Here is a 13704-nt window from a genome sequence, read left to right as displayed (position 1 = left end):
TTACTGGAGGCATGATTGGTACTATAGTTATTATTGTCATTGCATTCATATTGTTATCGGTATTTTTAACATTTTTCCCGATAGCACTTTGGATTTCAGCATTGGCTGCAGGAGTTAAAATTAGTATTTTCACATTAGTAGGGATGAGGTTACGTCGAGTAATTCCGTCACGTATCGTAAACCCGCTTATTAAAGCACATAAGGCTGGATTAAATGTAACGATCAATCAATTAGAAAGCCATTACTTAGCAGGTGGTAATGTTGACCGTGTTGTTAATGCATTAATCGCTGCACATCGTGCAAACATCGAGTTGACGTTTGAACGTGCAGCTGCTATTGACTTAGCAGGTCGTGACGTATTAGAAGCAGTACAAATGTCTGTTAATCCTAAAGTTATTGAAACACCGTTTATCGCTGGTGTGGCAATGAATGGGATCGAAGTAAAAGCAAAAGCTCGTATTACAGTTCGTGCCAATATCGATCGTTTAGTCGGTGGTGCTGGTGAAGAAACAATCGTAGCCCGTGTTGGTGAAGGTATTGTAAGTACAATTGGTTCTAGTGTAAGTCATGAACGTGTATTAGAAAATCCAGATTTAATTTCACAAACAGTTTTATCTAAAGGATTAGACTCTGGTACTGCATTTGAAATTCTGTCGATTGATATTGCGGACGTTGATGTCGGCAAAAACATTGGGGCAGAGCTTCAAACGGAGCAAGCTGAAGCTGACAAGAAAATTGCGCAAGCTAAAGCGGAAGAACGTCGTGCAATGGCTGTAGCATCTGAGCAAGAGATGAAAGCTAAAGTTGTAGAGATGCGTTCTAAAGTAGTTGAAGCTGAAGCAGAGATTCCTCGCGCAATGGCTGAAGCACTTCGTGAAGGTAATATGGGAGTCATGGATTATATGAATTATAACAACATCAAAGCGGACACTGGTATGAGAGACTCAATTAGCAAGGTAGGAAATGACAAGCCTTCAACGGATGAGTTGAAAGACTAGTATTAGCTTAGAAAGGAGGACTTCTCCTTGGAAGGTTTAATAATACCATTAATAATTATTATCCTTAGTTCATTGTTTGGGAGAAAGAAGCCGGATGAGAAACCAGCACCCAAACCTGCTTCACGTGATATTCAACCTGCTCCACAGCAAAAGCCTGTCGCACAAAATCCTTTTAAAAGCTTAGGGGATTTAGCGAAAGAGTTTCAGCAGGAGCAACAACAAGCTAGACCCGAAAGAAAACAAACATCTAGAAAGCAAGCTCCAAAACAAGTAGTACAGGCAGAGGTACCTCCAGTAATACAAAAAGCTGGAAGAGAAGCGGGGAGAGACCAAGGTGTGCCAAGGTCAACTGGCCGTCTTTCTGTTCATCAAGTGGGAACGACTGATATAACTAAAAAATCTGTAGTTCATAACATAATGCCTGATACAAAAGAGGAGCTAATGCGCGCAATTGTCTTATCGGAAATATTAGCTCCGCCAAAATCTAAAAGATAACTCATGAACACCCCTTTACATGCATAAATTCATGTAAAGGGGTGTTTTTTATCAAACAATTATTTCCACTCCATGCGAGTATTATGATTGATAATTTTGATGATATTATATTAGATTATGAAATTTCTCTTCTTCGGTTAACAGATACGGAGTTAGTCTGTTCCTACAACCATTATCTTCTAGAAATAAAAGCAGACCGTTTGTCTATAAAGTCCATGTCGATGGAGCGCCTTCATCTTCAGGTAGACAAACTCCTTCACTTTAAACTTACTAGGAAGGAAAGCAGCTGATGCCACAACAATTAATTAGGATCCAATTGCCAAGCTCTACTGATCAGTTTCTATTATTTCAAAAGCTGTTATCACAACAAATTGAAGTATATCGGGTGTATAGCACAGAAGAAAGCTTGTTCTTTTCTATCAAACGTAAAGATCTTAAAGAGTTTAGAAAGATAAGGAAAACATTGAAGATTCCTGTACACTTAAAAGATGAGACAAAAAATCGTACGATTTCTTTATATTCATATTCCATAATCGGGGTAATCTTTTTTTTCATAATACCAGTGGTTTTGGCGCAATTTATATGGAAGATCAATATAGACTCTTATACGCCAGAAAGCAATATTCTAATTACAGAACAACTGAAAGAAATGAAAATTAAAGAACGTATACGTATTTCTTCTTTACCGTCAGAGCAAGAAATTCGGCAAAAGCTACTTTTAAAGCATAAGGAGTTCTCTTGGATACACTTCACGCAATCAGGTTCCACTTTAACAGTGACTCCGATGCTTGCTCCAGTCACGAAGGAACGAGAAGTAAAAAATGCTCCCGCGTCTCATCTTATTGCTAAAAGAAGCGGTGTGATTACAGACTTTGAGCTAGTAAAGGGAGTTAGAGCTGTAGATAAGAATGCAGCTGTAAAAAAAGGTGACATACTTGTAAACGGCTTTGTTACTCAAGGAGAAAAACGAATTATAACTAGCGCAGAGGGCAAGGTCTATGCAAGTTATTGGATAGAGCTTAACTTCGAACTTCCCAAAAAAGTGACCATTGTAAAACCAACTACTAGAGAAGTACTGATTGAGAAAAAATCTAATAACAGCAATGAATATTGGAAGGAAATAGCTATGCCTCGATTCTTACAGCCATATTTTAAAGCGGGCTATGTGCAAGGTAGTGAAAAAGTTACCTATGACTTAGATGAAGAATCCGTAGAGCATTTAGTTCGACCTTTATTATTTCAAAAAATTATGAATGATTTACCGCGGGGCACTCAAATATTAGAAGATAAAGTTTTACAGATGTCTATAGAAAATGATAAAGTTAAAGGAAAGATATTATTACTAATAAATGAAAATATTGCAACACCACAAGTTATACCCCAAGGAGACGACACATGAGCCAACAAAAACAATTAGATATTAATTTACAAGATCCAACTGAAGCAGTGATGCTGCTTGGTATTTCAGATAAGAATATTAAACTGATTGAAGAAGAGTTGAAGGTGCAGTTGATCACCAGAGGAGAACTAATACAAATTGCTGGTGAAGAACAAAATGTAGAAGATGCAAGGCAGCTAATCATACAGCTTCTACTTGTGATACGAAAAGGTATTAATATTAACCTTCGAGACGTTACCACAGCTATAGAAATGAGTGCAAATGGGACAATTGAATATTTTGCAAGTCTTTATGATGAAGAAATAGCTCGAAATACTAAAGGGAAAGCAATACGGGCTAAAACCATTGGTCAAAGAGAGTATGTTCATGGAATTAGACATACTGATTTAACGTTTGGAATTGGACCAGCAGGTACCGGAAAAACTTACCTTGCTGTAGTAATGGCTACACAAGCTTTAAAAAATGCACACGTTAAAAGAATCATTTTAACACGTCCAGCAGTTGAGGCAGGGGAAAGTCTAGGGTTCCTACCAGGAGATTTAAAAGAGAAGGTAGACCCTTATTTACGCCCTTTATATGATGCATTACATGATGTATTAGGAACGGAGCAAACGGATCGCCTTATGGAACGTGGAACAATAGAAATTGCTCCCCTTGCTTATATGCGCGGCAGAACGTTAGATGATGCTTTTGTTATTCTGGACGAGGCCCAAAATACTACAAAAGCTCAAATGAAAATGTTCTTAACACGATTAGGCTTTGGTTCAAAAATGGTTATAACTGGAGATAAAACTCAAATAGATTTGCCAAAGGGTGCAGAGTCAGGTCTCATTGTAGCAGAAAAAATACTACATCAAGTTTCTGGCATACACTTCCAATATTTAGAGCAAGGCGATGTTGTTCGTCACCCATTAGTTGCTAAAATTATATCTGCATATGAAGAGCAGTAGTCAATAAAGAACGTGAAATCAGCGACTTGATTTCACGTTTTTATTTCTTTTTAAAGACAGTTAATTTCTTAGAAGCCTCTCCATACTAGCTGTTTGAGAGGAAGTGCAATTCTGTGAGAATAACTCGAGCTGAAACATAAGCAGGAGTAAATGCCACGAAAATTTGGAAGGTGTGCCCCTAGGGAAGTATCCCACCAAAAGGAAAACAACTATATAATTGGAATAGAAGCCCTGAAAACTTTAACACATCGTAGATTTTTTGAGGCTTTTTAATTTGGGGAAGTTTGGTCCTAGGCTCTTTTATTTATTTGTAGTTGTTGGCTTACATTAACGTCTATACTTACTTAGTAGTGAGTGAATCCTTCTGAGTCTTGGGTCCGCAATATGTTTTGCCCTTCGAAGTAAGTAACTATCCACAACCGGACCTTCAGTTACTAGTTAGGATCTAAACTAAATAGGTACCTCGAATAGAAGATGAACCAATTACAGCCCGATAACGTCATCATTCTAACTGTAAACCGGTCAATTCAGATAAATTGGTCAAATTTTGAAAATATAAGGTATAATAAAGAGAATAGTAGACGAGGGGATGATAGGATGAAGTCTTTAATGATCAAGTGGAGAAAATGGCGAGAAAGTAAATATCTCCCTTTAATTATTATCCTTCTAACTTCCATAAGCATGTTTCTACTGGTTAAGGGAAGCGTGCAAGAAAATACATATGATATATCCTTAATGAATTTAGCACCTGAAACCATCCGTTCAGTTAAAACGATGGAAGACCCAGTAAAAACTGAAGAAGAAAAAGACCAGGCTGCATCAGAAGTTAATCCTGTCTATCAATTTCAGGATGAAACAGCTGAAAATCAGGCCACTATCATTGAGTCTATTTTCGATAGTGTAATAGAGATTAAGCAATCTATCACAAGTGATGAGCCTGAAGCGGCAACAGATAGTCTTCAAAGACTAAAAAAAGAAATGAACGTTCTAGCAGAAAATGCTAGCTTTGTACCGTTAACTGACGATGCACTGAGTATATTATTAAGTCAAAACATAGCAACTATAAATGATGTTAAAGAAAAGCTTCCTATCCTAGTAGAAGAAACATTAAGTGAACCGATTAGGAATGAAAACTTAGGTACAGAAAGAGATAAGGTTGTTCAGAAAGTCCGAACTACTTTTAATTACCCAGATAGTTTTATGAGCGTTTTAGTTTCTATAGCTCGGGGCTCCATTATAGCTACAGAAACAAAAAACGATGAACTAACTGAGCTACGCATGGAACAAGCTAGAGCTAGCGTTGAACCAACTAGAATTTTACAAGGTCAAATACTCGTTCAAAAAGGGGAAATTGTCAGTAAAGATGTGTATCGCCAACTAGATCTATTAGGAATGCTGACTGATAAATCATCTTATAAACAATATATAGGTGTAGCTCTTTTTGTATTGATGACAATGTGGGTGCTATTCGGACAAACCATTCGTTTTAAAGACCCTAATGTTATCAATGTGAAAAATCTGATTGTTGTGGCTTTTAGTGTTATTGTATCCGTCTTGATGATGAAAGTGCTACAATCAGTAGCGTACAATTTTGATGTTGTTATTGCATTTTTGTTTCCTACTGCAATGGTATCCATGTTAGTTTATATTCTAGTCAATGAAAGAGCGGCTTTTATATCTAGCTTTGTCGTAGCTGCCTATGCAGGGATTATTTTTCAAGAAGGATATACGAATATCTTTCAAATGGAAGTTGCTTTATACATACTCTTTGGTGGTATAGCAGGGATTTTTGCCGTACAGCGTATGTACAATAGTTCTCAAATTTTACGTTCAAGCTTAATCGTTGCGTCTATAAATTTAACGTTTATCTTATTTTATCTGTTAATGACAAAGACAACTTATGAGTTTGTTGATGTAGCTTTCTATATTGGCGCTGCCTTAATATCTGGTATATTATCCGGGGCTCTTACACTTGGTATTTTGCCTTTCTTTGAGTCGCTTTTTGGAATCTTATCCACAATGAGGCTCATAGAACTTTCTAACCCAAATCATCCATTACTTAAGAAAATTTTAACTGAAACCCCTGGTACGTATCATCACAGTCTGATGGTGGCAAACTTAGCAGAAGCAGCTTGTGAGGCAATCGGAGCGAATGGCTTGCTAGCTAGAGTTGGATGTTATTATCATGATATCGGAAAAACAAATCGACCTGGGTTCTTTATAGAAAACCAAGTGAACGGCTATAATCCACATGATAACCTTTCTCCAGAAGCTAGCAGGGATATTATTATTTCTCATGCAACAGATGGAGCGAATATTTTAAAGAAACATAAGCTGCCGAAAGAAATCATAGACGTGGCGGAACAGCACCACGGCACTAGTTTATTGAAATTCTTTTATTATAAAGCAAAAGAAAGTAATCCTAATACTACTGAGGAATCCTATAGATATCCTGGGCCAAAGCCACAGACGAAAGAAATTGCAATTATTTCAATTGCAGATAGCGTAGAGGCGGCTGTAAGATCCATGAAGGAGCCAAATGGAGAGAAAATCCACAGTCTGATTAAATCCATTATTAAAGATAAGGTAATTGATGGACAATTAGACGAATGCGACTTATCATTCAAAGAAATAAAGAAAATTGAAGAAAGCTTCTGTTCTACTATGAATGGCACATTCCATTCGAGAATAGAATACCCTAAATAAATAGTAAGGAGTCAATAATATGCTAGAACTCGATTTAATGGACGAAACAAATACATTAACTAAAGAAGCTATTGCACTAGTAGAAAAAGTACTACAATCCGCAGCAGGGCAATTGAATGTAAAAAACGAGAGCGAAGTAAGTGTTACGTTCGTTACAAACGATCAAATCCAAGAAATCAATAAAAACTATCGGAACAAAGATATGCCTACAGATGTAATATCTTTTGCTATGGAAGAAATGGGTGAAGGTGAAATTGAAATTAAAGACGCTGACATACCCATATTGCTTGGAGATATCATTATTTCTGTAGAACGTACGATTGAACAAGCACAAGCATATGGGCATACCTTTGAACGCGAGCTTGCTTTTTTAGCCGTCCATGGTTTTTTACACCTATTAGGATATGATCATGGGACGGAAGAAGAAGAAAAAGAAATGTTTGGTCTACAGGAGAAAATTTTGCAGGAGTTTGGTTTGAAGCGTGAAGGCCATGAACTTTCATAAGTTTGGGAAGTCCTTTGTCTACGCTACACAGGGAGTTATACATGCAATAAAGACTGAGCAAAATTTTCGACTGCATTTGTTTGCTGCAGGTATAGTATTCCTTGCAAGTTTATTAACTGGCCTCTCTAAATGGGAATGGATAATCGTTGTTATGCTCATTTTTGGGATGTTCATGATAGAATTAGTGAATACGTCCGTAGAAAGAATTGTAGACCTTGCTTCTCCGGACTTCCATCCTTTAGCCAAACAGGCTAAGGATCTTGCTGCAGGCGCATGTTTAGTCTATGCGATCTGCACAGTAATAGTAGGTTTAATTATATTCATACCGAAATGGTCGGTAATCTTATTTTAAAGGTGTGATTTTATATGGAGAAAGAAGAATTACTAAAAGCATCTATCACAGCCATGGAAAAAGCATACGTTCCGTATTCGAAATTTCCTGTGGGAGCAGCTTTACTTACTAAAAGTGGAGATGTTATATTAGGCTGTAATATTGAAAATGCATCTTTTGGGTTAACAAACTGTGCTGAGCGAACTGCCGTTTTTAAAGCTGTGTCAGAAGGTATAAAAGACTTTACAGCAATAGCTATCGCCGGAGATACAGATGGACCAATTTCACCATGCGGAGCATGTAGACAAGTTTTAGTGGAGTTCTGCGAGCCTAACATGCCCGTATATTTAACAAACTTAAAAGGAAATGTAACAGAAACGACGGTGTCAGAATTATTGCCTGGAGCTTTTACAACGGAGGATTTAAATTATGATGGAAAACAATAAAGGATATAAATCAGGATTCATATCAATAATCGGACGACCAAATGTAGGTAAATCTACATTTCTAAACCGTGTAATAGGGCAAAAGATAGCAATAATGAGTGATAAGCCACAAACAACTCGCAACAAGGTACAAGGAGTCCTTACTCTAGACCAAAGTCAAATGATTTTTATTGATACTCCGGGTATTCATAAACCGAAGCATAAGTTAGGTGACTTTATGTTAAAAGTTGCTAAAAATACGCTACGTGAAGTAGATGTTATCATGTTCATGGTAAATGCAACAGAGCCTAGAGGTAAAGGTGATGAATTTATCATTGATCTATTAGAAAAAAACGAAACTCCCGTATTTTTAGTGATCAATAAAATAGACCAAGTACATCCAGATGATTTAATCGGAATTATTGAATCTTATAAAGATAAATATGATTTTGCTGAAATCGTTCCTATTTCTGCTCTTCAAGGTAACAATGTAGAAAGACTACTAGAAACAATTCAATCATATTTACCGGAAGGTCCACAATATTATCCAGCGGATCAAGTAACTGACCACCCAGAGAGATTTATCATCTCTGAACTGATCCGTGAGAAAGTATTGCACTTGACTAGAGAAGAAATACCACATTCAATTGCGGTTGTAATTGACAAGATAAAAAAAGAAGAAGATACAGATAAAGAGATGATCCGTGTTATGGCTACTATTATTGTAGAACGTGATTCTCAAAAAGGTATTGTAATCGGTAAAAGAGGTGCACTTCTAAAAGAAGTTGGGACAAGAGCTCGTCATGATATTGAAATGCTTTTAGGAACTAAAGTATTCCTAGAACTTTGGGTGAAGGTTCAAAAGGATTGGCGCAATAAATCTGCCCACCTAAAAGATTATGGATTTAGAGAAGACGAATATTAATATAAAGGAAGCATAGAAGGAAGGGAAGGCTTTTGCTTCAAAAGGTAGAAGGGATTGTCTTACGAACCTCCTCCTACGGAGAAACAGATAAAGTAGTAACTATATTCTCTCGAGAGCTTGGAAAAAGGGCTGCGATGGCTCGCGGAGCTAAAAAGCCAACTAGCCGTCTTTCTTCGATCTCTCAGCCTTTTACCTATGCATATTTTTTAATACAACAAGGGAGAGGGATGGGGTCTCTTCAACAAGGTGAAATAATTGATTCGATGCGTGTCATTCGAGAAGATATTTTTACTACAGCTTATGCTAGTTTTATAATGGAGCTAGTAGATAAACTAATTGATGATGAATCTCCTAAACCACATGTGTTTACAATTTTACAGCAAGCATTAGAGGCAATATCTGAGGGCTATGATCCAGAAGCCATTAGCTTGTTTGTTGAGTGGAAGATGTTATCCGTAGCTGGAATTTATCCGGTACTCCATCAGTGTGCCAATTGTGGAGCAACAGATGGGGAATTTGCATTCTCTTTTGCTCAAATCGGTTTTTTATGTCATCGTTGTTTTACAATTGACCCTTATTTAATCCGTTTAACACCCTCACAGGTGAAGTTAATCCGAACATTTTATACCGTTCCTATTGACCAGGTTGGTAAGCTAACTTTGAAAAAAGAGACGAAGGGCTTTATAAAAAAAATCGTACGGACCATATACAATGAGCAAGTTGGAGTTCGTTTAAAATCTCAAGGGTTTCTAGACCAAATGGAAAAAACACCAGAGTTTTTCCAGCCTAAAAAAGATTCTCATTCGGAAGAATAATTCCGGATGAGTTTTTTATTGGAAAGGCTCTGTTAAATTTAATTGTTGTTTTTTATAATGTGCACAAGAAAATGCACGAAACGCTATTACATAAACCGTCCCCAAACTTACATTTGGGTTTTATTTTGTATAGTTTATTAAAACTTGTTGCCCTAAATTTTCCTTTAGGTTAAGTATATTTGTATACAAACCGTCTAGACTTTATTCTTTAGATACACCTTTTCCACCTTTTGTTTTTAGCGTGCTAATTCTTTCTATACTAGTAATAATGGGTTTTGCTTGGCTGATTAATTTTTGAGTAACCTCAAGACCTAAAGAGGCTTGATGGGAACTTTCATCAGTCCAAACTTCATAAACATAAACTGAATTTGGTTCATTATCGGCAATGTTCACTACATATATTTCACATTCATCTAAAGTTTCCATTGATTCAGCTGCTTCTATCAAAATATTAACCATTTCTTCTTTTTTTCCTTCTTGAACGATAAATTTATTAAGTAGGCTAAATTTATTCATTTCATTCTCCTTAAATTTGTCATTACTTAAGTAATTCTATATTCCGATTCCATTCTCCTATTATTCCCGTTATTAACGTTATCTCAACTACTTAACTTCCTGGGTTTATAACAACATACCTAAAGCGATGAGTTATTTCGGCCAACGCTGTAAGTCCTGGCAGCCGGGTGAAAGTCCTAATAACTAAACAATCATTACGGATTGTATTTCGATATACGTTTTGGAAAAAATATAAACAAAAAAACCTGCAAATTGTATCCGAAATTGGATTTGTTTTGCAGGCTTAAATTATTTTAGAATGCTTTTAATTAAAATTGTATTTGCTCTTCAATATAAGCTTTTACTTCTGAAATAGGCATTCTTGTTTGTTCCATAGAATCACGATGACGCACTGTAACTTGGCCGTCCGTTTCGGAATCAAAATCATACGTAATACAGAATGGTGTACCAATCTCATCCTGACGGCGGTAACGTTTACCAATGGATTGAGACTCATCATAATCAACCATGAAATGTTTGCTAAGGTCAGAAAACATTGCTGTTGCACCTTCAGATAGCTTCTTCGATAAAGGCAAGATTGCTGCTTTTACCGGAGCTAGAGCAGGGTGGAAACGTAAAACTGTTCGTTGATCGTCGCCTTCTAGCTGCTCCACGTCATAAGCCTCGCATAAGAATGCCAATGTTACACGGTCAGCTCCTAGAGATGGCTCGATGCAATATGGTACATATCTTTCATTGGTTACTGGGTCGATATAATTGAAATCTTCACCAGAGTGTTCCATATGCTGTTTTAAATCGAAGTCAGTTCTATCGGCAATACCCCATAGCTCACCCCAACCAAATGGGAATTTATATTCAATGTCTGTTGTTGCATTCGAGTAATGTGAAAGCTCGTCGTCAGAGTGGTCTCTTAGACGAATACTATTCTCCGAAACACCTAAGTTTAGTAACCATTCGCGGCAATAATTGCGCCAGAACTCGAACCATTCCATGTCTTCGCCGGGCTTACAGAAAAACTCTAGCTCCATTTGTTCAAATTCTCTTGTACGGAAAGTGAAGTTACCAGGAGTGATTTCATTTCGGAAACTTTTTCCGACTTGGGCAATACCGAAGGGCATTTTTTTACGCATAGAACGCTGTACATTCTTATAGTTTACAAAAATACCTTGTGCCGTTTCTGGACGTAAAAAGATTTCGTTTGTAGAAGATTCCGTTACACCTTGGAAAGTTTTGAACATCAAGTTAAATTGACGAATTTCCGTGTAATCATATGCACCACAAGAAGGACAAACTACATTATGCTCCTTCATGATTTCTTCCATTTTCTCAAAGGAAAGGCCATCTATTACCATTTCAATTCCTTTTTTATCTAATACATCCTCGATGATTTTATCCACACGGTGACGTGATTTACATTTTTTACAGTCGATCATTGGATCATTGAAGTTACCAATATGACCTGAAGCGACCCATGTTTTTGGGTTCATAAGAATAGCAGCATCTAACCCTACATTATAAGGTGATTCTTGTACAAATTTTTTCCACCAAGCTTTTTTAACGTTGTTTTTAAGCTCTACTCCAAGTGGACCGTAATCCCATGTATTTGCCAAACCTCCATAAATTTCAGAGCCAGGGAATACAAAGCCTCTTTGTTTTGCTAAACTTACTACATTTTCCATTGAAAATTCCATTTGACATACCTCCATTTTGATAAAAGCTTTTAAAGAAAAAAATGAAACAAAAAAACTCGTCTCCGGGCCTCAATAGCCCGGGGACGAGTTTATAACCCGCGGTTCCACCCCGATTGGTTGTATGTATGACAACCCTCTTTAAAAACTTAAGCTCCAAGCTGCCGTTTCCTGTAGATGTGGTCTTGCACTATCACCACTCGCTTTATGTTACAGTACTTATAATGCTCTTCAACGCTTTAATATTACTGATGATTGTATCATATGCTTCTTTATTTAGCAATGTGATGGATAATGGTATATAATTATTTAGAATAAGTATAACTAAGTATAAACTTTGAGGCGGTGAGTCCAATCGAACTCAACAAACGGCAAGTCGAAATTTTGGACATTGTAAAAGGGAATGGACCTATTACTGGTGAACAAATTGCAGAACGACTTAATCTGACTAGGTCAACTCTAAGACCTGATCTTGCGATATTAACGATGGCTGGCTTCCTGGATGCTCGACCTCGTGTAGGTTATTTTTACTCAGGTAAGAAAACCAGTCAGGCAATCTCTGATAGCATTGCACAAATGCTCGTAAAGGATTTTCAGTCTATCCCCGTTGTTGTAGAAGAAAGTATGTCGGTTTACGATGCAATATGCCATATGTTTTTAGAGGATGTTGGCTCTTTGTTTGTCGTTGATAAAAAATCAGTATTATCCGGTGTGCTTTCTAGGAAAGACTTTTTACGAACAAGTATCGGAAACCAAGACTTAACTAAAATGCCGGTACATATGATTATGACTAGGATGCCAAATATTACGTATTGTCTGAAGGAAGATACATTAATTGAGGTAGCAAATAAGTTAATGAGTCGCCAAATAGACTCATTGCCAGTGGTAAAAGAAGCAAAAGACGGTTTAGAAATTGTCGGAAGAATTACTAAGACAAATATTACTCGGGCTTTCTTATCTTTAGCTGATGACCATGATTTATGAGGAGTGAAAGAATGAAAATGTTAAACCTATTTATTGTTTCAGACTCTATAGGAGAGACTGGCGAGCTAGTAGCTAGAGCTGCGGTAAGTCAGTTCAGACCAGGTCTGCAACATACAAAGTTAAAAAGATTTACCCATATCGATTCTATGGATCATATTAAAGAGATAACCGCTTTAGCTAAAGAACAGAATGCAAGTATTTTATATACATTGGTTCAACAGGAAATGAGAGAAGCAATCGTTAAGTATTGCAAGGAATATGAATTAGAGTGCGTCGATTTGATAGGCCCTGTGATTAATCTTTTAGAAAAGAAACTAGAGGAAAAATCTTTTGAAGAGCCAGGTCTTGTACGTAAGCTTGATGAAGACTACTTTAAGAAAATTGAGGCAGTAGAATTTGCAGTAAAATATGATGATGGCAGAGATCCAAGAGGGCTACTGCAGGCCGATATTGTTTTAATCGGGGTTTCACGCACTTCCAAAACACCTTTATCTCAATATCTAGCAAACAAAAGGTTCAAGGTTGCAAATGTACCTTTAGTACCGGAAGTAGAGCCGCCAGAAGAACTTTTCCAAATTGATCCTTCGAAATGCTTCGGTCTTATAATCACTCCCGATAAATTAAACTCCATAAGAAGAGAAAGATTAATCGCAATTGGTCTTAAGGATGATGCTAGCTATGCCAAAGTGGAACGTATTAATGAAGAAATAGCGCACTTCCAAAAAGTGGTGGATCGAATTGGCTGTAGAGTTATTGATGTGACGAATCGAGCAGTAGAAGAAACAGCAAATTTAGTAATCACTCAAATTCAGCAAAAATAATTTAAAATTTTGGACCGATTCACAATTGTGAAAAGGTTTTTTTATGTACGAAAGCGAATTAAAGTATAGATTAATATATTGAAATGTTTTATAATACTTATTTGTGGAAAAAAGAAATTTTTCGTATTATCATGTAAATATTTTGT

Annotated in this window: 14 protein-coding genes; 12 read left to right on the top strand and 2 right to left on the bottom strand. The window is 36.8% G+C overall.

Annotation, left to right across the window (positions count from 1 at the left end):
* Positions 1-11: 11 nt before the first annotated feature.
* From floA to recO, 10 genes are all read left to right on the top strand, one after another.
* Positions 12-998: a flotillin-like protein FloA gene (floA, locus tag NSQ95_RS11105; RefSeq protein ID WP_340885935.1), complete on the top strand. Its 987-nt coding sequence runs from the start codon at positions 12-14 to the stop codon at positions 996-998.
* A gap of 27 nt (positions 999-1025) precedes the next feature.
* Complete coding sequence (locus tag NSQ95_RS11100; protein ID WP_340883210.1) at positions 1026-1493, top strand: hypothetical protein; 468 nt, start codon at positions 1026-1028, stop codon at positions 1491-1493.
* Between the two features lie 289 nt (positions 1494-1782).
* Positions 1783-2892: a sporulation protein YqfD gene (locus NSQ95_RS11095; RefSeq protein ID WP_340883211.1), complete on the top strand. Its 1110-nt coding sequence runs from the start codon at positions 1783-1785 to the stop codon at positions 2890-2892.
* Positions 2889-3842: a PhoH family protein gene (locus NSQ95_RS11090; RefSeq protein WP_251555578.1), complete on the top strand. Its 954-nt coding sequence runs from the start codon at positions 2889-2891 to the stop codon at positions 3840-3842. The genes NSQ95_RS11095 and NSQ95_RS11090 overlap by 4 nt, the downstream gene beginning before the upstream one ends.
* 597 nt (positions 3843-4439) lie before the next feature.
* A complete protein-coding gene (locus NSQ95_RS11085) occupies positions 4440-6548 on the top strand; it encodes an HD family phosphohydrolase (RefSeq protein WP_340883212.1) in 2109 nt (702 codons plus the stop codon).
* A 19-nt stretch (positions 6549-6567) separates the two neighbouring features.
* A complete protein-coding gene (gene ybeY / locus NSQ95_RS11080; RefSeq protein ID WP_340883213.1) occupies positions 6568-7053 on the top strand; it encodes an rRNA maturation RNase YbeY in 486 nt (161 codons plus the stop codon).
* Positions 7040-7405 (top strand): diacylglycerol kinase family protein, encoded by a 366-nt coding sequence (locus NSQ95_RS11075; RefSeq protein ID WP_340885938.1) that lies wholly within the window; start codon positions 7040-7042, stop codon positions 7403-7405. The genes ybeY and NSQ95_RS11075 overlap by 14 nt, the downstream gene beginning before the upstream one ends.
* Before the next feature lie 14 nt (positions 7406-7419).
* Positions 7420-7830, top strand: coding sequence for a cytidine deaminase (locus NSQ95_RS11070; RefSeq protein WP_340883214.1), 411 nt, complete (start codon positions 7420-7422; stop codon positions 7828-7830).
* On the top strand, positions 7814-8734 hold the full coding sequence (era, locus tag NSQ95_RS11065) for a GTPase Era (RefSeq protein WP_340883215.1): 921 nt from the start codon (positions 7814-7816) through the stop codon (positions 8732-8734). The genes NSQ95_RS11070 and era overlap by 17 nt, the downstream gene beginning before the upstream one ends.
* Positions 8735-8766: 32 nt before the next feature.
* Positions 8767-9549, top strand: coding sequence for a DNA repair protein RecO (gene recO / locus NSQ95_RS11060; protein ID WP_169358070.1), 783 nt, complete (start codon positions 8767-8769; stop codon positions 9547-9549).
* A 201-nt stretch (positions 9550-9750) separates the two neighbouring features.
* On the opposite strand, the gene NSQ95_RS11055 is transcribed toward recO, so the two are convergent.
* Positions 9751-10065 (bottom strand): antibiotic biosynthesis monooxygenase, encoded by a 315-nt coding sequence (locus NSQ95_RS11055; protein ID WP_340883216.1) that lies wholly within the window; start codon positions 10063-10065, stop codon positions 9751-9753.
* A gap of 308 nt (positions 10066-10373) precedes the next feature.
* The gene (locus NSQ95_RS11050; protein WP_340883217.1) at positions 10374-11756 is read right to left on the bottom strand and encodes a glycine--tRNA ligase; all 1383 of its coding nucleotides are present in this window, start codon (positions 11754-11756) and stop codon (positions 10374-10376) included.
* Positions 11757-12098: 342 nt separating this feature from the next.
* Here NSQ95_RS11050 and NSQ95_RS11045 point away from each other — a divergent pair, with 342 nt between their 5' ends.
* Both NSQ95_RS11045 and NSQ95_RS11040 read left to right on the top strand, forming a co-directional pair.
* Entirely contained in the window at positions 12099-12737 is a 639-nt protein-coding gene (locus NSQ95_RS11045; protein WP_340883218.1) for a helix-turn-helix transcriptional regulator, read from the top strand.
* A gap of 11 nt (positions 12738-12748) precedes the next feature.
* Entirely contained in the window at positions 12749-13558 is an 810-nt protein-coding gene (locus NSQ95_RS11040; protein WP_340883219.1) for a pyruvate, water dikinase regulatory protein, read from the top strand.
* The last annotated feature ends 146 nt before the right edge of the window (positions 13559-13704 follow it).

This window comes from Psychrobacillus sp. FSL W7-1457 (assembly GCF_038593405.1).
Classification (GTDB): domain Bacteria; phylum Bacillota; class Bacilli; order Bacillales_A; family Planococcaceae; genus Psychrobacillus.
Note: the sequence above shows the minus strand (reverse complement) of the source record. Positions and strands in the feature narration are given on the sequence as shown.